Source organism: Asticcacaulis sp. AC466, assembly GCF_000495815.1.
Lineage (GTDB): Bacteria > Pseudomonadota > Alphaproteobacteria > Caulobacterales > Caulobacteraceae > Asticcacaulis.
The window spans coordinates 331,942-355,652 of the sequence record NZ_AWGE01000005.1; the positions used below are offsets into that span (position 1 = coordinate 331,942).

The 23,711-nt window shown below is 60.5% G+C and carries 18 protein-coding genes; 7 read left to right on the plus strand and 11 right to left on the minus strand.

Annotated elements, in window-relative coordinates; all coding sequences use genetic code 11:
- The first annotated feature begins 297 nt into the window (after positions 1 to 297).
- Complete coding sequence (locus tag AEAC466_RS28625; protein ID WP_235074177.1) at positions 298 to 1,305, plus strand: LacI family DNA-binding transcriptional regulator; 1,008 nt, start codon at positions 298 to 300, stop codon at positions 1,303 to 1,305.
- Here the strand turns inward: AEAC466_RS28625 and AEAC466_RS28630 are convergent.
- Positions 1,223 to 2,191, minus strand: coding sequence for an ROK family protein (locus tag AEAC466_RS28630; protein ID WP_023457210.1), 969 nt, complete (start codon positions 2,189 to 2,191; stop codon positions 1,223 to 1,225). The genes AEAC466_RS28625 and AEAC466_RS28630 overlap by 83 nt on opposite strands.
- Entirely contained in the window at positions 2,188 to 3,993 is a 1,806-nt protein-coding gene (locus tag AEAC466_RS28635) for an alpha-amylase family glycosyl hydrolase (RefSeq protein WP_023457211.1), read from the minus strand. The genes AEAC466_RS28630 and AEAC466_RS28635 overlap by 4 nt, the downstream gene beginning before the upstream one ends.
- Before the next feature lie 371 nt (positions 3,994 to 4,364).
- Between AEAC466_RS28635 and AEAC466_RS28645 the strand changes: the two genes are divergently transcribed.
- The 5 genes from AEAC466_RS28645 to AEAC466_RS28665 all read left to right on the plus strand — a co-directional run bounded on the left by AEAC466_RS28645 (position 4,365) and on the right by AEAC466_RS28665 (position 11,807).
- Entirely contained in the window at positions 4,365 to 6,851 is a 2,487-nt protein-coding gene (locus AEAC466_RS28645; protein WP_023457213.1) for a TonB-dependent receptor domain-containing protein, read from the plus strand.
- Between the two features lie 116 nt (positions 6,852 to 6,967).
- Positions 6,968 to 8,491 (plus strand): tryptophan halogenase family protein, encoded by a 1,524-nt coding sequence (locus AEAC466_RS28650; protein ID WP_023457214.1) that lies wholly within the window; start codon positions 6,968 to 6,970, stop codon positions 8,489 to 8,491.
- On the plus strand, positions 8,485 to 9,693 hold the full coding sequence (locus tag AEAC466_RS28655) for an alpha-galactosidase (protein ID WP_023457215.1): 1,209 nt from the start codon (positions 8,485 to 8,487) through the stop codon (positions 9,691 to 9,693). Before AEAC466_RS28650 ends, AEAC466_RS28655 begins: the two co-directional genes overlap by 7 nt.
- A gap of 19 nt (positions 9,694 to 9,712) precedes the next feature.
- Entirely contained in the window at positions 9,713 to 10,948 is a 1,236-nt protein-coding gene (locus tag AEAC466_RS28660) for an MFS transporter (protein ID WP_023457216.1), read from the plus strand.
- 157 nt (positions 10,949 to 11,105) lie between these two features.
- Complete coding sequence (locus AEAC466_RS28665; protein ID WP_023457217.1) at positions 11,106 to 11,807, plus strand: VIT1/CCC1 transporter family protein; 702 nt, start codon at positions 11,106 to 11,108, stop codon at positions 11,805 to 11,807.
- Between the two features lie 29 nt (positions 11,808 to 11,836).
- Here the strand turns inward: AEAC466_RS28665 and AEAC466_RS28670 are convergent, their stop codons facing one another.
- From AEAC466_RS28670 to AEAC466_RS28695, 6 genes are all read right to left on the minus strand, one after another.
- Complete coding sequence (locus AEAC466_RS28670) at positions 11,837 to 14,944, minus strand: efflux RND transporter permease subunit (RefSeq protein ID WP_023457218.1); 3,108 nt, start codon at positions 14,942 to 14,944, stop codon at positions 11,837 to 11,839.
- A 4-nt stretch (positions 14,945 to 14,948) separates the two neighbouring features.
- Positions 14,949 to 15,854: a hypothetical protein gene (locus AEAC466_RS28675; protein ID WP_023457219.1), complete on the minus strand. Its 906-nt coding sequence runs from the start codon at positions 15,852 to 15,854 to the stop codon at positions 14,949 to 14,951.
- Positions 15,851 to 17,230 carry a TolC family protein gene (locus tag AEAC466_RS28680; RefSeq protein ID WP_023457220.1) on the minus strand — a complete coding sequence of 460 codons (1,380 nt, stop codon included), beginning with the start codon at positions 17,228 to 17,230 and terminating at the stop codon, positions 15,851 to 15,853. The genes AEAC466_RS28675 and AEAC466_RS28680 overlap by 4 nt, the downstream gene beginning before the upstream one ends.
- A gap of 77 nt (positions 17,231 to 17,307) precedes the next feature.
- Positions 17,308 to 18,672: an ATP-binding protein gene (locus tag AEAC466_RS28685; RefSeq protein ID WP_081714558.1), complete on the minus strand. Its 1,365-nt coding sequence runs from the start codon at positions 18,670 to 18,672 to the stop codon at positions 17,308 to 17,310.
- Positions 18,672 to 19,325, minus strand: a complete 654-nt coding sequence (locus tag AEAC466_RS28690) for a response regulator transcription factor (protein ID WP_023457222.1) — start codon at positions 19,323 to 19,325, stop codon at positions 18,672 to 18,674. Before AEAC466_RS28690 ends, AEAC466_RS28685 begins: the two co-directional genes overlap by 1 nt.
- Positions 19,325 to 19,765 (minus strand): EamA family transporter, encoded by a 441-nt coding sequence (locus AEAC466_RS28695; RefSeq protein WP_023457223.1) that lies wholly within the window; start codon positions 19,763 to 19,765, stop codon positions 19,325 to 19,327. Before AEAC466_RS28695 ends, AEAC466_RS28690 begins: the two co-directional genes overlap by 1 nt.
- Positions 19,766 to 19,959: 194 nt before the next feature.
- Between AEAC466_RS28695 and AEAC466_RS28700 the strand changes: the two genes are divergently transcribed.
- Positions 19,960 to 20,907: a purple acid phosphatase family protein gene (locus AEAC466_RS28700; protein ID WP_023457224.1), complete on the plus strand. Its 948-nt coding sequence runs from the start codon at positions 19,960 to 19,962 to the stop codon at positions 20,905 to 20,907.
- Between the two features lie 15 nt (positions 20,908 to 20,922).
- Here AEAC466_RS28700 and AEAC466_RS28705 read toward each other — a convergent pair whose 3' ends face one another.
- Genes AEAC466_RS28705 through alr form a run of 3 tightly spaced genes read right to left on the minus strand, consistent with a single transcriptional unit; the run spans position 20,923 to position 23,661 of the window.
- Positions 20,923 to 21,270, minus strand: a complete 348-nt coding sequence (locus AEAC466_RS28705) for a RidA family protein (protein WP_023457225.1) — start codon at positions 21,268 to 21,270, stop codon at positions 20,923 to 20,925.
- Between the two features lie 16 nt (positions 21,271 to 21,286).
- Positions 21,287 to 22,540, minus strand: a complete 1,254-nt coding sequence (locus AEAC466_RS28710) for a D-amino acid dehydrogenase (protein ID WP_023457226.1) — start codon at positions 22,538 to 22,540, stop codon at positions 21,287 to 21,289.
- On the minus strand, positions 22,537 to 23,661 hold the full coding sequence (gene alr / locus AEAC466_RS28715) for an alanine racemase (protein WP_023457227.1): 1,125 nt from the start codon (positions 23,659 to 23,661) through the stop codon (positions 22,537 to 22,539). Before alr ends, AEAC466_RS28710 begins: the two co-directional genes overlap by 4 nt.
- Between the last annotated feature and the right edge of the window lie 50 nt (positions 23,662 to 23,711).

Below are 23,711 nucleotides of genomic sequence, written 5' to 3' on the forward strand. Positions count from 1 at the left end.
TGGGCACAGCCCACGGAAAAATTCTGCGCGCGCATGCTTAATAATATATTTAAATATCAATATATTAGCCGGGTGCCTGCTGTCACATTAAGGTGTTGTCAAAATGGCGATTTACGACGCTGACGGGGGCACGGTGTCAGTCTCATGAGCCAATGTCATTAAGGGTATCAAGCATGGCGTCGGCGGCAGACTTGCTGCGTCATGGCGCGGCCGGGTGATGCCTGTGTCAAAACCACTTGCCACGGCCGCGTGACTACGCGTACGGTCAAACCGTGCGAACTCAAAGCTTTGCGTAGTATGTCCCGACTGAAAATGGCTGATATTGCCAGGCTGGCAGACGTATCCGTTTCGACGGTATCGCGGGCGCTTGCCGGCAGCCCAAGGGTCCCTGACGCCCTGCGCAAGAAGATCGAAGCCATAGCCGAATCGCACGGCTATGTTGTCAATCGTGCCGCCAGTAATCTCCGCCTTCAGCGGACGCAGACGATTGGTCTGGTCCTGCCGATGGGCCACGAAACGGGCCAGCAACTCACCGACCCGTTTTTGCTGGAAATCATCGGCTTCCTATCCGAAGAAGTCATAAAGCGCGATTATGATATCCACCTGACCCGGGTAAAAGCTCCGGGGGAGGGGTGGTTGAAAGCTCTCATACAGTCCCATAGGTTCGATGGTATGCTGATGCTGGGGCAAAGCGATCAGCACGCCGCAATCAATGATGTAGCCCAACGGTATCATGAGATGGTGGTGTGGGGGGAGCGACTACCAGACCAGCTTTACTGTTCCGTAGGCGTCGACAATGTGTCGGCCGGGCGCATGGCGACCGAGCATTTGATCGGTCTGGGGCGTAAGACTATCCGGTTCATGGGGCCGCCTCGCGTCCCGGAGGTCGATAGCCGTTATCGCGGCTATCTCGATGCGATGGACGCCTCGCCTCTGCGCGGCGCGACCGACCTCATCGAGGCCCGCTTTACCTATGACTCAGCCTATGAAGCCACGCGTAAACTGCTGCGTGGCCGCGTCAGGTTCGATGCCCTGTTCGCGGCCTCCGACGTCATTGCCCATGGTGCGATGACCGCCATCGCTGAAGCCGGTCTGTCCGTTCCCGCCGATATAGCGGTTGTCGGGTTCGATGACGTGGCCATGGCGCGTTCGCTGAACCCGCCGCTGACGACGATTCGTCAGGACCTGCCCTTGGCCGCCAGCCTTATGGTCGACCTGTTATTCAAGCGCATGGGCGGCGAAATGACGTCGTCGGCGCAGATTCCCGCGAGCCTGGTTGTTCGCGGCTCCAGCGGCGCGCTTTAGGCGCTGCCGCCAGCGCGATGGCGCCGAGAACGCCCGCACGATCGCCCAAGGCGGCCGGAATGACGTAGCTATCAATTGCTTCGACTGTGGTTAACGCTTCGATATAGCCGGCGAGGCTGGCATGAAGCGACGTGCGTGCTTGGGCGAGAACGGCGGGCTTGAGCCCAATGCTTCCGCCAATTATGAGGCGCTGAGGGGAAGCCACCAAGGTGACGGAATGGAACATCTGGGCCAGGTAGTCGCCAACAAGCCCCCAGACCGGGTCAGTATCCGCCAAATGTTCACCGCGTTTGCCGGTACGCTGTTCAACCGCCGGTCCGGAGGCCAGACCTTCGAGGCAGTCGGCATGAAACGGACAGCAGCCGGTAAAGGGGTCTCGTATAGGATCGCGCCGGACCAGGATATGGCCTGCTTCGGGATGGAGCAGGCCGTGTGCAGGGCGGCCATTCATGACCAGGCCCAGGCCAATGCCCGTGCCAACCGTCACATAGGCAAAGCTGTCCAGCCCCTGCGCGCCACCAAAGACGCCTTCGCCAAGGGCAGCGCCATTCACATCGGTATCGAAGGAAATAGGTAAATCGGGAAAGGCGGCAGCAATCGGGGCCAGGAGGTTGTAGTGACTGTAACCGGCTTTCGGTGTCAGGCCGAAAGAGCCGTAGCGCGAATCTGCCTTATTGACACGGATGGGGCCGAAGCTGGCTATGCCTATGCCGGCGACGGGGCCGTGCTGAGCGATCAGTGCGTGCACGCCGTCGATAACAGCAGAGAGCGTTTCATCCGGATGTCCCGTCGGCACGCGTACCGGGGCGCTCAGGTCCTCAGGGCCGGAGCCGTGCGCCAGTACGACCTTGGTGCCGCCCATCTCTATGCCGATAAATGTCTTCATGGTCTCATCATCCACACCAGACCGTAAGGGGGCAATGTCTGAACGGCGGCTTGAGTAATCAGGTCGTGACCGTGCAGGCTGGCAGGCAAAAATAGGGGCATATCGCTCATATTGGCAAGGCAGCAAAATGTGCCCTCAGGGAGGGCGCGATCGATGCATAGAATTCGGTCATCCCCAACGCTGCGGCTTTTCGCCGGTGCGCTAGACGACCAGTTCGCTATGTTGGCGACGATATGGTTGAGCTTCAAGAGATAAGTAAACATCTCGCCCGCGTCCGTATCGGACCTGTGGCGCGCTTCCGCCAATGTCCATTCCATTTGGGGGCGATGCAGCCAGCGCAGTTCCTGTGCCTTTTGCGGATCGTCGCGGAAAAGCGTATCGTTTCGCATCGCCAGTTCGTCGCCCATGTAGATCATGGGGACACCATCCAGCGCATAGGTTATACCGTAGACCAGCTTCAACCGATCCAGGCCGAAATCGTCTGTACCGACGCCACAGAGGCTGGCGGCCATGCCACATGTCGACGGCGCCTGCCCGGCGGGCGCCTGAAAGGCCAGCCCATCCGCAAAGCTGTCGCCTTCTCCCGCATAGAGATTGGACCACCGCCAAAGCCGGTCCTGATCGACCCACCCCTTCAGGGCCTGCCATATGATATCGTCATGGCATCTGACATAGTTGAGCCAGGTGCCATGAGGTGGTTTTTGTTGGGTCAGGCGCAGGGCTTCGCTCATAGCGTCGGCTTTTCCTTCCGCCAGGGCGCCCCAAAGCGCGGTCATAGGCGTATTGTCATATGCCAGATCGCATTCGCTTTGCGATTCGTCCGTCCCGAAATAGCCGAGCACTTCGTCCAGCCCTTCGATGGCTTCGGCCAGCAGGAAAACGCCGGGCGCGGCGACAGACAGATAGCTGCGGAAGGCCTTCAATATGTCATGCGCCTGCGGTAGGTTGCGGCATATGGTGCCCTTGATTTTCCACAGATAGGCCGCTGAATCGAGACGAAAGCCTTCCACGCCCGAATTGGCCAGATCCAACAGCACGTCCAGCATGGCCAAAAAGACCTTAGGGTTGGCGTAGTTCAGATCCCATTGGAAGGGGTAGAAGGTTGTCCACACAAATCCTTTTGCATCGTCATCCCAGCTAAAGCTGCCCGGCGCAGTATCGGGAAACACATCCGACAAATGCCGATTCCATTCTTGCATCTCCGCGTCTGTTTCCACCTTGATGTAAAAATCGGCATAGGCTGGGTCGCCGGCTAGCCAGGCCTTGGCCCAGGCGTGTTCGCGGGCGGTGTGGTTGCATACGACATCCAGAACAAGCGAGATGTCATTGGCGCGCAAGCTGTCAGCCAGGGCGACCAGATCGTCGAAGGTCCCCAGTCGCGGATCGACTTCATGGTAGTCGGCGACCGCGAACCCTCCGTCGCTGTCGCCTTCACGCGGTTTCAGCAGCGGCAAGGGGTGAAAAAGACCTACGCCCAAGCTATTTAGGTAGGGAATTGTGTCGATGCAGCCGGTAAGCGTGTCTGAAAAACGGTCGATGTAGCAGGAATAGCCGGGGCGGCCCGGTCGCGCGAACCATTTTGGCGTATTGAGTCGCGCCGAATCGAGCGCCTTCAGATCGTTCGGGCGTTCGGCCTGTGCCATGCGGACCCGGGATTCTATTTCGGTGACGATCGCAGCGAAATCGGCGCGCTCGCCGTACAAATTGCGAAGGCAGGTTCTGGCAAGACTCAGCAGGTCGTGTTCTCGCGGCGTTTCGGAGGCGATATGTGCCGAAGAAAGGTGGGCCACGTCGGCAACCATCAAAATCTCCTGGTGTGGAATGGGCCGGAAAAAGACCGTCTCTCACGCGTCAAGGAGGCGGAAGAGACGGCGAAGACAGGCTGTTTATGGGGCGGCGACGTAAAATTCACCGCCCGTTACGTCTATATCAACCTGTACAAACGTTTGCAAGATTTATGTGATTTTGGCGATGTACTTACCCTTAAATGCGCCGTATGAGGGATTATTCGCGACATTTTAGCCACTTTGCGGGGTGAATGCGTGTGTGTTGCCGCATTTTTATTGCAAACGATTGCATAAAGGCGTATCGCCGTTCTCAACAGGCTCATCACGCAGCACCGGAAAATGTCCCTATAGAAGGCGATCCGTTTCTGCATATAGGAAGCACCAGGATGAACAGTTCGAAAAATACCCATGCGCGTCTGGTTAAGGGCGTCTCTCTGGCCGTGCTGGGCGCGGCTCTGGCCTGTGGTCACGCGCTGGCCCAGGATGTTGCGGCGCCTGCCAAGGCGGTCGCTCCCGTCGACGATACCGCCACCACCGTGATCGTTACGGGTGGGCGCAACAATAAGACCAAGATGCAGACCTCGATGTCCATCTCGGCAATTTCCGCCCAACAGATTCAAGACTTTACGCCCAGATCGGAAGCCGAAGTCTTTCGCCTGATCCCGGGCATCCAGGCTCAGGATACGGCTGGACCCGGCGGCAATTCAAATATCGGCGTGCGTGGTTTGCCGGTGGTCACCGGCGGGTCGGAATTCGTACAATTGCAGGAAGATGGCCTGCCCACCGTTTTGTTTGGCGACATGAATTTTGGCAATAACGACTACTGGACGCGTTATGATGCGACGGTTCAGCGCGTCGAAGCGGTTCGCGGCGGTGGCGCGTCTACCTTCGCCTCTCAGGCACCCGGCGCCATTATCAACTATATCAGCGACACTGGGACGCGTGACGGCGGCATGGTGGCCCTGTCGCGCGGCCTGGGCTTCGATGAAACCAAGATCGATTTTGCTTACGGCGGCCACATCAGCGATAGCCTGCGCTTCCATGTCGGCGGATTCGTCAAGAACGGCAGCGGCCCGACCCATATTGGCTACAACGCCGAGCAGGGATATCAGATCAAGGGCAACATCACCAAGGAGTTGGACGGTGGAAAGGGCTATATCCGCCTGACGTTCAAGCGCCTGGACGACAAGGAGCCGACCTACACCACCATGCCCTCGATTGCGACGCTTTCGGGCAATACGATCACCGGCTTCAAGCCCATGCCCAATTTCGACGCCCGCACGGACGGCAATCAATCGATCTATAACCAAACCTTCCAGGTCCTGAACAATTCAGGCCAGCTCGAAACCGTGCCGATGGAAGGTATTCACGTCAAGTCGACCGCTATCGGCGGTGAATATCAATACGATTTCAGCGAAAATCTGTCCGTTCACGACGCTCTGCGCTGGACCGAACAAAGTGGCACGTTCCGCACGCAGTTTCTGAACGTGGCCACCACCGCCAGTGTCATCGGCTCCACCGTGAATGGCCGCACCGTCGGGTCCATCCTGTACGCCAACGGTCCCAATCAGGGCAAGGCCTATACCGGCACCTACCTGAACAACAATCCCAATATCGATACCAATATGAGCGATATGGGGTCATTCGTGAACGACCTTACCCTGACCGGAAAGCACGAATTGAGCTTTGGTACCCTGACGGCCAAGGCTGGCTGGTTCTATATGCGCCAAACCATCGCCGAGGACTGGCATGTCAACCGGTCCTATGCCGAACTGAGCGGCGACAATCCGGCCCAACTCGATCTGTTTACCGGACCGAACGGCACCGGTACACAATTGACCGCTGCAGGCCAGGCCGGATTTAACGATAACTGGGGCAGCTGCTGTTCACGGGCCTACGATCTGACCTATGTCGACGACGCGCCGTATCTGTCGCTTGACTTGGTCACCGGGCCCTTCGACATTGACGCCAGCATCCGTCAGGATTCGATCAAGGCAAGCGGCAGCGCCTTAGGCGGGGTTACCGGCCCGAACACGACGGTGACCGATGCATTGGGCAGCGCTGTCCTGCCATCCCTGATCGCCGGCGGAACGCCCGAGGTTTTGGACTACACCAAGAAATATACGTCCTGGTCGATCGGCGCCCTCTATAAGCTGACGCCGAACACCAACCTGTTTGCCCGCGCCAGTCGCGGCGGCCGCTTCAACGCCGATCGGCGGATTTTGGGAGGTAACTTCAACGCGGACGGAAGTCTAAACGCACAGGGCGAGACCACTGCGGTCAATTTCGTCGAACAAAAGGAAATCGGCGTAAAGCGTCAGGCGCGGTTCCATGATGTGGCCTACGATTTTGAAGCCACCTACTTCACGGCCGACCTGACTGACAACAATTACGACTTTACCCGTATCACCCTGGGTCTGGACCCGGTCATCAGCGAGCACTATTCCGCCCATGGTTTCGAATTGTCCGGAAACATGCACTATGGTCACTTCAGCCTGTACGGCGACGGAACGATCATCGACGCCAAGGTCAAATCCACCGGTCTCGCGCCGGGAGCCTTGCCGGACTATACCTTCCTGCTGTCCCCGTCCTACTCGGTCGGCAAGATATCGGTTGGTGTCAGCGTCAACGGTCAGGGCAAAAGCTATGCCTCCAGCGGTCAGCATGTCGATGGCCAGACCTTCGTCAACGGCGTAGTGAAGTTCCGCCCAACCGATGGATTGGAACTGGCTCTAAACGCCAACAACCTGTTCGATACGCTTGGCTATCGCGGGAGCGGCAATCTCCTGCAAACCAGCACAACGTCGGGAATCTTCTCGAACTCGGCCGTGCTGGGGCGTACGGTTACGGCGTCGCTACGCTACACGTTCTAACAAACCCTGATCCCGGCACTCACCCGCCGGGTTCCGGTTGAACGGACACTGTCCGCTAAGGCAGTGTCCGTTCTTTCCTCTTTTTCAGGTATCTCCTTTTCTCCAGGCGCCCGCCCATGACCGCGACAGACCGCAGCATTCGCAAGATCGTTATTGTCGGCGGTGGTTCTGCTGGCTGGATGACGGCGGCGGCGCTCAGCAACGCGTTACAGACCGGCTGCCACATCACGCTGATCGAATCCGAAGAGATAGGCACGGTCGGTGTGGGCGAAGCGACCATTCCAGCTATCAAGATGTTCAATCAGACCCTGGGGCTGGACGAGAATGCGTTTCTCAAGCGGACCCAGGGCACCTTCAAGCTGGGCATACAGTTTGTCGATTGGGGCCGCCGCGGCCATAGCTATTTTCACCCCTTCGGCACCTATGGCCGGCCGTTCGATACGGTCAACGCCCACCACTTTTGGCAACGGGCGTTCGAAGCGGGCAGGGCATCCAGCCTGGATGACTATTGCATGGCCTGGGCCGCCGCCTCACGGGGACGGTTCGCGCCGCCCTCCACCGATCAGCGCAATGTCTTGTCGACCTATGATTATGCCTATCATTTCGATGCCGGGCTATATGCGCGCTTCTTGCGCGAATATGCCGAAGCTCGCGGCGTTCAACGTATGGAAGGCAAGGTCTCGGACGTCGCCATGGACGCCATGTCCGGTCATGTTACCTCCGTTCAGATGGAAGATGGCCGCTGTATTGAGGGCGAGTTGTTTATCGATTGCTCGGGATTTCGCGGCCTGCTCATCGAAGGTGCACTGAAAACCGGTTATTGCGAGTGGACGGATTGGCTACCCTGCAACCGCGCCGTGGCCGTACCGTGCGCCGCCACGCCCGAGCCCATCCCCTATACTCGCGCCACTGCCCGCGACGCCGGCTGGCAATGGCGCATCCCGCTCCAGCACCGGACCGGCAATGGCTATGTCTATGCCGCCGATCACATCAGCGATGAGGCGGCGGCGGACGAGCTCATGGCCAATCTGGATGCGCCCACCTTGGCGGCGCCTCGCTATCTGCGGTTTGTTACCGGTCGCCGTCGGTTGTTCTGGAATCGCAATGTCATCGCTATCGGCTTATCGAGCGGTTTCATAGAGCCTCTGGAATCAACCAGCCTGCACCTCATACAGGCAGGCATCGCCAAATTGCTGGCCTTTTTTCCGGACCTGGGTTTCGATCCTATGACGAGGGATGAGTATAACCGCGTGGCGACTAACGAGATCGAGCGTATCCGCGATTTCATCATTCTCCACTATCGCTTGACGCAAAGGACCGACAGCGCGCTGTGGCGTTATTGCGCCGCCATGGGCATCCCCGACACGCTGGCGGAAAAAATTGAGCATTTCCGCCAACACGGCCGATTGATTCAGCGCGATTTCGAACTCTTCGGACCGGCGTCATGGCTGGCCGTGCAGATCGGGCAATTGAACACCCCCCAGAAGACCGACCCGCTCATGGCCTATCGGACGCTGGATGCAGCGCCCTGGCTCGATAAGTTGCGCGAGGCCATGGCCGCGGCTGCCGCCGGCCTGCCAACTCACGGCGCCTATATTGATCGCTATTGCAAGGCTGAACAGGACCCTCTCTCATGTTGAAACTCTTGATGAAGGCGCTGTTCGTGGCGTGCCTTTTCGCGGGGGCCATAGGTCCCGCCTGCGCCGAAGACGGCGTCCAGCTCCATGTCCCCGATAACGGCCTGGCCCGCACGCCGCCTATGGGGTGGAATTCCTGGAACAAGTTCGGGTGCGACATCGACGAAGGCAAGATTCGCGCTGTTGCCGACGCTCTTGTGGCGTCGGGCATGAAGGCAGCGGGATACACCTATGTGGTCATCGATGATTGTTGGCAAACCGGGCGTGACGCCAACGGCAATATTGTTGCGGATGTCGCTAAATTCCCGTCCGGAATCAAAGCTCTGGGAGATTATATTCATTCGAAAGGTTTGAAGTTTGGCCTCTATTCGGATACCGGAATTGCGACCTGCCAGGGCCGCCCCGGCAGCCGGGGGTACGAATATCAGGACGCGCGCACCTATGCCGGATGGGGTGTCGATTATCTCAAATACGACTGGTGCAACACGGCGACGCAGGATGCGCGGTCGTCCTATATGCTGATGGGGGATGCCCTGGCCAAATCCGGTCGGCCGATCCTGTTCAGTATATGTGAGTGGGGCAAGCATGACCCCTGGGAATGGGGGCGTGCGGTTGGCGGCAATATGTGGCGCACCACAGGCGATATCTGGGACAACTGGGAAGGGCAAGGCAACCATGGCGATTGGTTTGGCGTGCTGGACATTCTCGACCGCCAGGCCAATTTGTACAGCCATGCCGGACCCGGCGGCTGGAACGATCCCGACATGCTGGAAGTTGGCAATGGTGGCATGACACCCGCACAGTACCGCGCACATTTCAGCCTGTGGGCCATTCTGGCTGCCCCGCTGATCGCCGGCAACGATTTGGCGCATATGGACGCAGCGACGCTTGATATCCTGACTAACCGTGATGTCATCGCCGTCGATCAGGACGTGTTGGGTGTCCAGGGACGCCGCGTCTACCAGAACGGCGACCAGGAGGTCTGGGCCAGGCCGCTGGCCGACGGCGGTCGGGCGTTCGTGCTCTTGAACCGTAGCAAGACGGCGCAGACGATCACCGCCGCCTGGACCGATATCGGCTATCCATCACAGGCCAGCTTGCAGGTCCGCGATCTGTGGCTGCATAAGGAAATGGGTGCGTTTACCGGCCAGTACAGGGTGACAGTCCCGGCCCAGAGCGCCGTCATGATCCGGCTTCATACTTAAAGAGACAAAGGCGATTACCATGTCCACCTCTCACACCCGGCCGGAACAGGCATCATTGCGCGCCATCCGAATATTGACCTATCTGATGTTCATGATGTTCGCCATGACCACCGACAGCGTCGGCGTCATCATCCCCGAAGTGATCAAGGCTTTCAACCTGACCATGGCCGAGGGCGGCGCCTTTCAGTATGCGACCATGGGCGGCATAGCCTTGGCCGGACTGGGCTTGGGCTTCCTGGCCGACCGGCTGGGGCGCAAGGGCACCATCATGCTGGGCCTGGTTTTGTTTGCCCTGAACGCCTTCTTGTTCGCGGTCGGCGACCGGTTCGGCTTTTTCCTCGTGCTCCTCTTTGTTTCCGGGGCGGCGATCGGGATTTTCAAAACCGGCGCCCTGGCCCTGATCGGCGATATATCCTCATCGACGGCCAGTCATACGCGGACCATGAATATGGTCGAAGGTTTTTTCGGCGTGGGCGCCATTATCGGACCCGCCCTTGTCACGCAACTGCTGCATGCCGGCCTGTCATGGAAATGGCTATACGTGATCGCGGGCGTCCTGTGTTTGCTCCTCATCGTCGTGGCCCAGGTTGTAAAATATCCGCACAGCGTCCGTCATGCGGATGCGCTGCCGAGCCTGGCAGTAACCCTCAAGGTGCTGTCCGATCCCTTCGCCTTGGCGTTCAGCGCCGGCGCCATGCTCTATGTCGGCGTGGAGGCGGCCATCTATGTCTGGATGCCGACCCTGCTGAAAGCCTATAGCGGATCGTGGCTGTTTTTGGCGACCTATGCCTTGTCGATCTTCTTCATCCTGCGGGCAGCCGGGCGTTTCTTAGGCGCGGCCATGCTCGCCAAACTCAGATGGACCAGCGTCCTGGTCATCTGTTCCGCCGCCATCTTCGTCTGTTTCTGCGCCGCGATGATAGGCGGCGCGTCGGTGGCCATTGTCAGCCTGCCGGTATCGGGCCTGTTCATGTCGGTCATCTATCCCACCTTGAACTCGAAGGGGATAAGCTGCTTTCCGAAGCAGCAGCACGGCGCCGTCAGCGGTGTGATCCTGTTCTTCACCTGCCTTAGCGCGGCGGTGGCCCCCTTTGTCATGGGGGCAGTCAGCGATGCTTTTCACAGCCCGTGGTATGGCTTTGGCGTTGCCACCGCCCTGTCGGCAGTCCTGTGCGTGATCATGATCGCAAACGCATTGAGCGGATTGAGCGACAAACGTCTGGCCCTGCTGGATAGCTCCGAATATTCGTCCTGAGGTGAGATGTGAAGCGCGGCACTCACTTGTGAGAACTGAACGCAGAGGCATTCTCAACTTATTGATCAAATTGACATTTTTTGCGATCGCAGGGCCAGAGAGGCTTGCCAGGCCGTCATAGACATTCTAAGTTGACCTCCACATTTTGGAGGTGATCATGGCCGCGAAGCATGCCGTTCACGAACGGCATTTCATTTCCAGGGTCGGCTGGCTTCGCGCCGCCGTGCTGGGCGCAAACGACGGCATTATTTCCGTCGCTAGCCTGATTGTCGGTGTTGCGGCAACGCAGTCGGATAAGGGGACCGTCGTTCTGACCGGCCTGGCGGCATTGGTGGCCGGCGCCTTGTCCATGGCAGCGGGAGAATATGTCTCCGTCAGTTCCCAGGCTGATACCGAACGGGCGGACCTGGAGCGAGAGCGTCAGGAACTGGTGGATTTCCCGGCTGCCGAGCTGGAGGAGCTGACCCAGATCTATGTCGGGCGCGGATTGACGCGGGAACTGGCCGAAGTCGTTGCGACCCAGTTAATGGCCAGTAATGCGCTGGAGGCCCACGCGCGCGATGAACTTGGCATTTCCGAACATATGCAGGCCCGCCCGGTCCAGGCCGCGCTGACATCGGCTGCGACGTTCGCCTCAGGCGCTATATTGCCGCTGGGCGCCTTGCTTTTAAGTCCTCGTCCGCTTGCCGTATGGACGGTGACGGCATCTGCGCTTGTGTTCTTGGGTCTACTTGGCGCTCTAGGGGCGACAACCGGTGGGTCCAAGGTGACAAAGGCCGTGGTGCGCGTTGTCTTCTGGGGAGGTATAGCGATGGCGGTTACGGCTGGAGTCGGTCATATCTTCGGCACGACGCTGTAATTTGCCGCAATGCCGGTGTGAACCCGCAGCTATGTGTTCGGCGTGGATGTGGCGCTGCGTGGTTGACGAAATTTCCAGATCATGGCCGGCAGCACCAGAAGGCTCATAAGGGTCGAGGTAATCAGGCCGCCCAGGATCACAATGGCCATAGGCCCTTGGATTTCCCGGCCTGCCTGACCGGTGCCGAACGCCAAGGGCAGCAGACCCAAGGCCGTAACCAGTGCGGTCATCAAGATGGGCGTGACCCGTTCCTGGGTCGCACGCACGACCGTTTGCAACGACCAGTCATGACCCTCCTCAATCAGTTGCTGGACATGGGCCAGAAGCAGGATGGCATTGCGGGCGGCTACACCGATGAGGGTCACGAATCCGACCAGAGAACCCAGCGACAGACTGGCACCGGTCAAGGCGACGGCGGCCACGCCGCCGACCAGGGCGAATGGCGCCGAAGCGACGATAAGGGCGACCGCGCGGGTGCTGCCGAACGCCAGGGTGAGAAGGGCGATGATCCCTACGATCGCCACGGCGGTGTTCAACAGCAATTCGTTGCGGGCGGCATTTGCGTCGTCCGCGACGCTGACATATTCGACATAGACGCCTGGCGGTAGTTTGACATGCGCCTCTATCGCGCGCTGAGCAGCCTGGGTAACGGCGGCGACGTCCGCCGGGGCCGGATTGGCCGTGACCGTCTCAACCAGCCGGCCGCCGTTGTGTGAGATGATAGTCCGGCTTTCCCCCAGCGTGACCTGGGCAATATCACCCAGGTGGGCGACCGATCCATCAGGCCCGCGCACCAGCAACTGGGCGACGCCTTCCGGGCTCTGGCGCAATTCGTTGGGCAGGGTGACGGCGACATCGAGCACCCGGTCATTGCGGTAAATCTGAGCGGCGGTTGCGCCTTCGTAGGCGCTTTGCACCGCCCCCAGGATATCCACCGGCGTCAGACCGCGTTGCGCCGCCGCAGCGCGGTCGATATCGATATGCACGCTGGGTGTTGACGGCGGGGTCTGGACCTTGACGTCGCCGGCTGCCTTGAGTTTGGACAATTCGCTGGATACCTGTGTGGCGGTCGCGGCCAGCGTGTCGGCGTCGCCGCCATATAGATTGACGGCCAGGGCTGCGGTTTCACCCGTCAGGGATTCACCGATACGGTCACCCAGAAAGGTGAGGACTTCGGTTTCCAGACCGGGATAGCCGTCAAGCACGGTATGTATCTTGGCTTCGATCTCATCCTGCTTCCGACCGGACAGGTGCGGCTTCAATTCGACGTGGAACTCGCTTTTTTCCGGCCCCCAGGTATCTTCGCCGCCTTCTGAACGGCCGATCTGCTGTTCGACCGACGCGATGCCGTCGATGGCCAATAGATCCTGCGAAATGGACTCGCCGTAGCGTCGCATGACCGACAATGAGGTGCCGGGATGCGCAGATACGCCCAGCACGAAATGACCTTCCTTGAAGGCGGGCAACAGTTCGCCGGAAAAGAAGAACATGCCGGCAATCGCGGCGGCGCTGACCAGGCCGGCGGCCGCGAACAGGACGCGCGGTCGGTCACAAAGACGATACAGAACACTCGCATGCCAGGCCTTTAGCCGGACCAGTGCGCGCGGTTCTTTCGGAAGCTTGGTCTTTTGCAGGAAAAGCAGGCTGAGCGCGGGCGTCACGATAATGGCGACGGCCAGAGAAATCAGGGTCGACAGGATGAAAGCCAGGGCAAGCGGCGCGAAAAAGGCGCCCTGCAAGCCGTGCATCATCAACACCGGCACCAGGATCAGGGCGACGACGAGGGTCGCATAGATAACCGGTGAGCGCACTTCCAGTGACGCCCGCAGGATGGTGTCACTGACGCTGGCGCCTTCCGGCCGTTCCCGCAGGCGATGGACAATGTTTTCGACATCGATAACCGCGTCATCGACCACGACGCCCAGCGCCACCGCCAATCCGCCCAGGGTCATGGTATTGATGCTGAGCCCCATGCGGTCCATCACCATCACGGTCGCCAGAAGCGACAGGGGGATGCTGACGAAGGAAATCAGAACGGTCTTCAGGTTACGCATGAAGACAAACAGGATGACCGCAATCAGCACTGCACCGATCAGCAGGTCGTCCAGGATACCCGACAGGGCGGTCTCGATGAAGTTGGCCGGGCGATGGAGGTTGGCGGACATGGTGATGCCCTGCGATTTCAGGGCTGGCGCCATTTCGGCCAGGGCGGCCTCGACGTCGCGGGTGACTTTAAGGGTATTGGCGCCGTACTGGCTGGACAGGGAAATCAGTACGCCCGGTTGCCCCACGATGACAGCGTCACCGAAGTCCGGGGCCGGCGCTTCGACGACCTCTGCCACGTCACCTATGTGGACGATGGCAGCCGGACCGTTTGCGGCCCCCGAAGCGGCGGCCAGTGGCGTTGCCGCGATGTCGGCGATGGTAGCGGCCTGTGCCTTGGGCTCGACCAGTATGCGTTGCTCGGACGTGTCGATGAAACCTCCACCACTCAGCGCGGTCGATGTTTGCGTAGCCTTGAACACATCGTCCAGGCTGAGGCCGCGCGCAGACAAAGCTTCCGGATTGACGCGCACCTCGATGCGCCGGACGCTGCCGCCATAGACTGTGGCGCGGGCAACGCCCGGCACGGCCATCAGGCGTGGCCGCAATTGCCACTGCACGAAATCACGCAACGCCTGCGGGTCCAGCTTTTCACTAACGAAACCGACCTTGAGCAGGTCCATGGTGGACGAGGTCAGAGGCGCCACCTTTGGCGCATTGGCCCCGGCGGGAAGGCTCGCGGCGGCTTCGTTCAATGCCTCGGCGACGATTTGGCGGGCGCGATACGGATCTGCGCCCGCCTTGAAGGTGACGTTGACCAGACTAAGTCCCTGGATGGACTGCGATCGGACGCTCTGCACGCCTGCCGCGCCGTTGATCGCCTGCTCGACCGGACGGGTGACAAGCTGTTCGACCTGATCGGCGGCCAAGCCCGGGGCTTCCGTCTGCACCTCGGCCTGGGCAGGCACAAAGTCGGGAAAGACGTCGTAATTGGCACGGGTGAGGGTGAAGCCACCGGCCACCAGCAGCAAACAAGCGGCCAGGGCGACGAGGCGGGCATGGGCGAGGCTCAACCGGACAAGCGAACTCAGCATGGGTCTACTCGTCTGCAGGACGGGAGGTGGCAGCGGTCAGCAGGGCGGAGGCGCCTTGCACGACCAGGGATTCGTTGGCGCTGAAGCCCGCGCTGACGATCAGGCCTTCGGGCGTGACGCGTGCCGGGGTGACGATACGCCGAACAAAGGTTTTCGGACCTGTTTTAACATAGGCATAGACCTTGCCGCCGCTGCGCAACAGCGCTGTGTTCGGGATCAAAAGGCCAGTCGTGCCCCCGCCGCCGTATAACGACGCCTTCATGGTCAGGCCCGTGCTCAGGTAGGCGGCATCCGCGCCGCTGACCAATGTCATCACGCCCGGCGATTGCAAGCGCGCGTCGGCGGTCCGGGCAATGCCGAGCACGCGGGCTTCTACCGACCCGATGGCGCCGAGATCAAGCGTCGCCGACCGGGCCCCTTTCAATCCTTGCCCGGAGGGCGTGTCGATCCGCACCAGCGCCGCCTTGCCGCTCGACAGGTCGCTACCTAATTGCCGCAGGGCCGTGTCCGACAGGCCCGCGAAATAGGTGCCCCATTCCAGTCCGACACGTTGTCTGAGCAAGGTCACCTTTGCCTGGTCGGCGCGTGCCTGGGCCTGGGCGGCTTCGGCCGCCTTCGCTGACACGCTGGCGTCGCGGGCCAGGGCCTGACTGCGGCTCGCCTCCGCCTGAGACGCGGTATAGGCCGATTGCGTGGTTGCCAGATCGCTCAGTAGGGTCAGAAGCGGGGTTGGGTCGGCAACGGACGCAAAGGCGCTGGTCGCATCGGAACTATGGGCGGGCTGAATGGGGGCGACACGGATCTGTAGCCGCGTCTGGGTCTTGCCGTCCAATTGTAGGGGCGTGTCTTGCGCCTGGACGGCGCCGGCGGCGAGCATCAGGGTAAGGGCAGCGGTGGTCAGCAATTTCACTTGTGTACCTCGGTCGTCGCGGTCTCGGCCAGGATATCGGCCAATATAAGGGTATCGGTGGCGTCTAGGGATTGATGCAGGGCGTCTTCGAGTGCCAGGCGATCCATGCGGGCGCTACGCTCGGCCTGCAAGGCGTTCAACTGCGCTTGGGTAGCGTTGATTTGCGCCAGCCTTACCTCGGTCGTATCGGATTCCCCGGCTGTGCGCATCCGTTCAGTCCTGGCCGCCATCTCGCGCGCGGCGGGCAGGTCGCTGTCGGCGACCGTACGCGCCGTGGCGAGGCTTGCGCCAAAGGCCGTGGCGGCCTGACGTGCGGTTGATCGCGTGCTGCGGACGACGGCTTCCAACGTTTTTCCCGCCGCCAGCCGAGTCGATTGCGCGGCGTTTATGGCGGCTCGATTTCCGTCTAGGGGTGGCAAGGTCAGGCTGAGCGCCAGAGGCAATTTGACCTGTCCGCGTTCCCAGGTATAGCCGGGTTGGATGTTAATGTCGGGATATTGGGCGGCGATCGCCTGACGCAGATCGTTTTCGGCAAGGTCGTAGTCGATGACGGCGGTCAGGACGTCGGCGCGGGCATATAAGGCGGCATCGATCCGCGTCGTCACCTCGGACGCGTTGACCTCAGCCAGCGGTGACGGCGCAATCGCCGGCAAGCTTGCGGCGGTTGCCGGGTCCGTATCGAGAAGGTGAGCCAATGCGGCGATCGCCTGACTGTGGCGGGCCTGCGCCTGCGCCAGGGCCTGTCGCGCGCCCGAAACATCCAGGGCCGCCTGGGCGGCCAGGCCGCGAGCGTCTTCGCCTGCATTGACGCGTGCCTGAAGCACGGCCAGATAGGCAGCGCGCTGATCGAGCAAAGAGTGTGCAATTCCGGCCTCACGGCCCGCCATGTCCACATTGACGACCGCTGTTTGGAACTGCTGCCGGACGCGCCACGCCGCCTCGGCAAGGGCATAGCGCGCCTTGACGACCGCCAGGTCGGCGGTGGTCAGGCGCGTCTGGCGACGGGCGCCTATGTCCAGTGGAATGCCGAGGGCACCGCCATAGAGCCAGGGCTTTTGCGGGTCTGCGTCCCTGGAATATTCCGCTGTGAGGGTCAGCGACAGGGCGGGCAGGTTGTGTGCCGATTTTTGAGCCTGTTCCGCCGCATGTAAAGCCGCGCGCTCGGCGGCTAGGGTCGGATCATGGCTTAAGGCAAAGCGCAAAAGGGTAGGTCTGTCGGCATCGGTGGGGAAATCGCTGAGGCCCGTGCGCGGTTGACCAAGCGTTTTTATGTTCAGCGGGGCCGGCTGATACGAAGCGCATCCCGCCAGGATCGAGCCTGAAATAGCCAGATAAAGACCCAGAGCAAGCGGCTGGAAACGAACAGTCGGGAACATGCAGGGGCCTTTCAAACGCCAAAAAGCTTTACCGGGCTAAGCTGAAGCGAAACTGAAATGCCTTTGGGTGGCACCGTTCATATTGTAAACTCGACCTTTACACCGAGTCCTACGCCACCGGCAGGTGTAAACAGGACTATATTCGCCCCTAGCAAGTCCCCCAGCGTCTTGACGATGGCCAGTCCCAGTCCGCTGCCGCTTTCGGTGCGCCCCTTCAGCCGATAGAAGCGGGTGAAAACCTGGGTGCGTTCGTTTTCGGGTATGCCCGGTCCCTGGTCGCATACGACGAGTGATGCGCCTTCCGGCGTGGCGGCCACGGTCAGCTCGATACTGCTGCCGTTGGGCGCGTACTTTATGGCATTGTCGACCAGATTGCCGATCAGGATGGCCAGCAGCGGCCGGTTCGATAGCGGGCTTGCCTCTTCGTCGCCGTTCAATGACAGTTCGATCGTTTTGGCCTTGGCTTTGGCGTAATGGTCCCTGATGACATCACCGGCGGCCTGGTAGAGATTGACGGGCACAGGCTGGACTGGCGTGTGCCGCACCCGGGCTAAAATCAACAGTTGATCAAGAAGGCGTGCCGCCCGGTTCACCCCTTGGCTCAGGTCATCGAGCATAGGCTCACGTTCAGCGTCGTTGGTGGCGTTGCGCAGGACGTCCATCTGCACGACCAAGGCAGCCAGCGGTGTACGCAATTCATGCGCGGCGTTGTCGGTAAACAGGCGTTCCTGGGCAAGGGAGCGTTCCAGCTTGTCCAGCACCTGGTTGACGGATTCGGCGACGGGCGCGATTTCAGCCGGAAGCGTATCGTGGTCGACTCGCGACAAATCGTCGGGCGATCGGCGGCGCACATCAGCAGCAAAGCGCGTCAGGTCCTTAAGTCCGAAGCGAATGCCCAGCCAGACCATCAGGAGAATGATCGGCAATACCAGCAGCAAAGGCAGACAAAGGCCCCACACGACCCGGATGCTGACTTCGCGTCGCGCCGCAAGGCTTTCCGTCACCGCAACGGTAAGATCGCTTTCCGGCGCCCGGAATGTAAAGATGCGCCAGCCACCGGCCGCGGTTTTCAACTGGCTGAAACCTGTCGGCAGATGAGGCGTCAGTCCCGAAGGACCGCCTTCCGAGGCCAGCAGCAATTGCCCCTTGCGCCAGACGCGGTAGGTACGCCAACGCGCATAGTCGTCCAACGCTGCCTGGTCGCCGGTCGCCAGATGGGGATCATAGCGCCGGATGCGCATATCGCCGGCGGAACCGTCATTTCGGGCAATGATTGCCAATTGCTGGGCGGCGCTGATCAGTTGCGAGTCGTAAACTTCCGAAATTTCGTCCTGGGCGCTGAGATAGGCGATGATCCCGATCAGTCCGATGACCATCAGGAACGGTGCGGCGATGCCGACCAGCAATTGGAGGGTGAGGGAGGGGCGTCGCGTGTTCGGCATCACGGATTGACCACGTAGCCAACGCCACGGATAGTGGTGATCAGGTCGCGTCCGATCTTCTTGCGCAAGGTGTAGATGGCGGCCTCTATGGTGTTGCTTTCGTAGTCGCCGTCCCAGCTATAAATTTGCGCCTCTATATCGCTTTTACTCAGAATGCGCCCTGTCCGCGCCGTCAATAGCTCGAGAATCTGGAATTCACGCGCGGTCAGTTTTAACCATTCGCCCGCCTTGCGCACCGTTCGTGCGCCCGTGTCTATTTCGATGTCGCCCAGAACGATAATAGACTGGGAGCGCCCCTGACTGCGCCGGTGTACTGCGCGCAGCCGCGCCAGCAGCTCGGACAGGGCGAAGGGCTTGACGATATAGTCATCGGCGCCGAGGTCCAGGCCTTCGATGCGGGCGTCCAGCCCGTCGCGGGCGGTCATTATGATCACAGGCAGGTCGGAGGTCCGGCGCAAGGCCTTGAGAAGCTCAAGCCCCGACATGCCCGGCAGGTTTATATCGAGGATGACCGCCGCATAGCTATTGGCCTTGATCGCGTCGTCGGCGCTTTCGCCATCTGTGAGCCAGTCAGGCGTATAACCGGCCTGAACGAGACCCGTAGACAGGGCCTTGCCCAGCATTGCATCATCTTCGACGAGCAGAACACGCATCAGGCCGTCCGCCACGCGACCAGAATAGCGCCACCGGCGATCATGGCGACGCCCAGCCAGTTCGGCACACTGAGCTTTTCACCCAGGAACAGGACGGCGAAGATGGCGACAAAGACGACGCTGAGTTTGTCGATAGGGGCGACGCGCGATGCCTGTCCGAGCTTAAGCGCCCGAAAATAGCAGAACCACGACGCGCCGGTCGCGAGCCCCGACAAGACAAGAAACAGCCAGCTGCGGCCTGATATCGCCGATGGCGCTTGCCAGCTATTGGTGGCCAGGACGACGATACCCGCCGCCACGACGATTATGATGGTGCGAATGAAGGTCGCCAGGTTCGGATTGACCGCCTCAACACCAATCTTGGCAAAGATGGCGGTCAGGGCAGCGAAAGCCGCTGACAGAAGAGCCCAGAAGGGCCAGGTCAGACTCAGATTTTTCATTCCAGACTTCCGGTTAAATCCCGGCGCGACTCTCGCGACATCTTAGTTGAGTCATAGCGCATGGCGTTGAGTGGCGCATGCGCTTTCTCACTTCCGAGCCTTGGGATAAAGGGGCGACCTGAAGGGAAACTGAAGCGCCTGATATTAAACCGTCATATTCCTCTGCCATGCCTTACCTATCAAGGAGCTTTCCAATGACAGACATGAAAACCGACCGCCGCGATGTACTGGCTGGCTTGACCGCAGCCGCTGGCTTGACCCTGTCAGGTCGGGCCCTGGCGAAAGACAACGACCTGTCTTTCCTGGTCGTTGGCGACTGGGGGCGTAACGGGACAGAGCACCAGGCCGATGTCGCGCGTCAAATGGACAGGGCGGCAAGTGAAACAAACAGCCGTTTCACGGTATCCGTCGGAGATAATTTCTACGACAACGGGGTGCAGTCGGTTGATGACCCGCTATGGAAAACCTCATTCGAAGACATCTATACCGGCCCCAATCTGCAAACTCCGTGGTATGTTGCCCTTGGCAATCACGATTATCGCGGCGTGCCGCAGGCGCAACTGGATTACGCCCGTACCAGTCCACGCTGGAAGATGCCGTCGCGCTATTACAAGGTCTCCGGCCAGGACCACGGTTTTGGCGCCGCCGATGTCTTCGTGATCGATACGTCACCCTTGGTTCATGCCTACGCCAACAAGCCGGGCAAGATCGGGGAGAACGTCAAGAGTCAGGACAGCGCCGCGCAACTGGCGTGGCTGGATCGCGAACTGGGAGCCTCCACTGCCCGCTGGAAGATCGTCTTTGGGCATCACACCCTCTATTCCGGCGGCAGCGGACACGGTGACACGCCGGAAATGATCGAAAGGGTTTTGCCCATTTTGCAGGCGCACAAGGTGCCGGTTTACATCAATGGCCATGACCATGACCTGCAACACATCCGTCGCTCTGGTATCGACATCATCTGTTCCGGAGCGGGTTCGGAAGTCCGTCCGGTCAAGGCCGTCGAAGGCACGAAATTCTGCGCGGCGCAGTCGGGTTTCACCACGGTCACCGTATCTGAGGACGCCTTGACCTTCGCCTTCCGCAATTATCGCGGTGAAACCCTTTATCGCTCAAGCGTGTCCGCGCCTTTGAACGCTTAAAGGACGGCTTAGGGCTCAGGGCAGTGCGGCGACCACGATGACTTCCACCAAATAGTCGGGTGAGGCCAGCTTGACCTCACCTGTAGCGCGGGCCGGTGGATTGGCCGGGTCGATCCAGGCCTCCCAGACGCCGTTCATCGTGCCGAAATCGCCCATATCGGCCAGCCATATGGTGGCGCTTAATATACGGCTTTTGTTTGTGCCAGCCTGGGCGAGCAGGTCATCGACCTCTTTCAGGGCAAAGGCCGTCTGTTCGGCGACGGAGGTGGCGGGTTCTCCGACCTGACCGGCCAGATAGACGGTGCCGTTGTGGATGACGGCCTGGCTCATGCGGGCGCCGGGATCGATGCGGGTAATGGTCATTTAGATCTCCTGAAGGTTATGCGGATCTGTATCGGCTGATCGCCAGATCGTCTGTGGCTATGGCGGGACGAATGCCGGAAATCAAATCCGACAGGACGCGCGCCGAACCACACGACATGGTCCAGCCCAGTGTTCCGTGGCCGGTATTGAGATAAAAGTTGCGATATCGCGTCCGTCCGATCACTGGCGTGCCGTCGGGTGTCATGGGACGCAGGCCGCACCAGAACTTGGCCTCGGTCTGATCGCCGGCCCCGCCGAACAGGTCTTCGACGGAGTGGGTCAAGGTGGCACGACGGGCGGCGGGCAGGTCGAGGTTGAATCGGGCGATTTCCGCCATGCCGCCGACGCGGATGCGGTCGCCCAGACGTGTGGTGGCGACCTTGTACGTCTCGTCCATCACGGTGGATACCGGTGCGCGCGCTTCATTGATAATGGGGAGGGTGATCGAATAGCCCTTGACCGGATAGACCGGTAGATCCAGGCCCAGGGGGCGGACCAGTTTCGGCGTATAGCTGCCAAGCGCGCCGACGAAGAGATCAGCCTTTATGTCGCCGGTTGCGGTTTCAACCGCCGCTATCCTGTCGCCATCATGGCGCAGAGACCGAATGTCGACATTGTACAAAAACTTGACGCCCAGGGCTTCAGCGAGGTGGGCCAGTTCCGTCGTGAATTTGTGGCAGTCCCCTGTTTCATCATTGGGCAACCGCAGGCCACCGACGATCTTCGAGGCATCAATACCCGGCTCGACGGCCTTGCAAGCGGCGGAATCAAGCAGTTCGAAGGGTACGCCCCCGGCTCTTAGAACCTCGACATCTTTACCAATATTGTCGATCTGCTTTTGCGTGCGGAAGACTTCCAGCGTGCCCTGCATGCGCTGGTCGTACTGGATACCGGTCTCTGCGCGCAGGTCCATCAGGCAGTCGCGCGAATATTCCGCGATGCGGACCATGCGGCCCTTATTCAGGGCATAGCGCTCACGGGTGCAATTGCGTAACATGGCCAGCATCCAGCCTATCGTGGCGGGATCGAGGGTTGGCCGAACGATAAGAGGCGCATGTTCCATGAACAGCCACTTGAGCGCCTTTTGGGGAATACCCGGCGCGGCCCAGGGCGACGAATAGCCCGGGGATATCTCTCCGGCGTTGGCAAAGCTGGTTTCCAGCGCCGCGCCCGACTGACGATCAATGACGGTGACGTCATGACCGGCCTTGGCAAGATACCAGGCGGAGGTGACGCCGATGACGCCGGCGCCGAGAATGACGATATTCATGAGGCCCTCAGATAGTCGCGATAATACCGGCGGCCGAGTGCCGTCAGGATTTCATAGGATATGGTTCCGGCATCGGCGGCGATAGCGTCGATGGATTGGTGCGGCCCAATAAGTTCGACCAGATCGCCCGGCGCCAGCGCGTCGGCGGGCAGGGCGCTGATGTCGATGATGATGCTGTCCATAGAGACGCGGCCGACGATCGGCAGACGGACGCCATCCAGCCAAGCCGCGCCACGGTTGCTCAATCCGCGCGGCAGGCCGTCGGCATAGCCCGCCGCAATGGTCGCCAGACGCATCTCCTGCGTAGCTGTGAAGGTGCCGCCGTAGCCGATTTGCGTCCCCGCAGGCACGGAGCGCGTCTGTATAACCGCGACGTCGAGGCGGACGACAGGTGCCATGGGATTGGCCAATCCGACGTGGGGTGCGCCGCCGTAAAGCGCTATGCCTGGTCGAATGATGGAGGTCTGGTATGCCGGACCCATAAAGGCCCCGCCGGAATTGGCGAAGCTGACCGGGATATTTCCGAAGCGGACGGCAATGTCGTGCATGATGTCCCGTTGCCGATCATTGGCCGGATTGGCAGGCTCATCGGCACAGGCGAGGTGGCTCATGAGGAAGCGCACGTCGAAGCGCGCCTTGAGGTCGTCAGGGTCCAGGCCGCCGGCTTCAGCAGGCGATAAGCCCAGGCGCGACATGCCGGTGTCGAATTGCAGTACGGCGGGCAATTTTCGGCCACGGGCGACGCCTTCGGCCGCCCACCGCTCGATCTGGTCTGGCGCGTTCAGGACCGGAATAATATCGGCATCGGCGCAAGCCGCTTCGGCCCCCGGCAGCAGGCCGTTCAGAACGAAAATATCGGCGGCGGGCGGAAGGTGTGGTCGCAGCGCCAGGGCTTCGCTGGCGTGAGCGACAAAAAACAGCCGGCAGCCCACATCGTAAAGGATATGGCTTACCGGCTCGACGCCCAGACCATAGGCATCGGCCTTAACCACGGCGGCGACTTTTGCGGTTGGCGCCTGCGCCTGAATGCGTCGGTAATTGGCCGCAATGGCGGCCAGGTCGATGGTAAGAACGCCGCCCATCCCCAAGGCGAGGGCGCATGATTTGGCATTGGCAAGCATGATCAAAGTTCCGGGGGAGCGGTAAGATCAGGCTATGATAGGCAGGACGG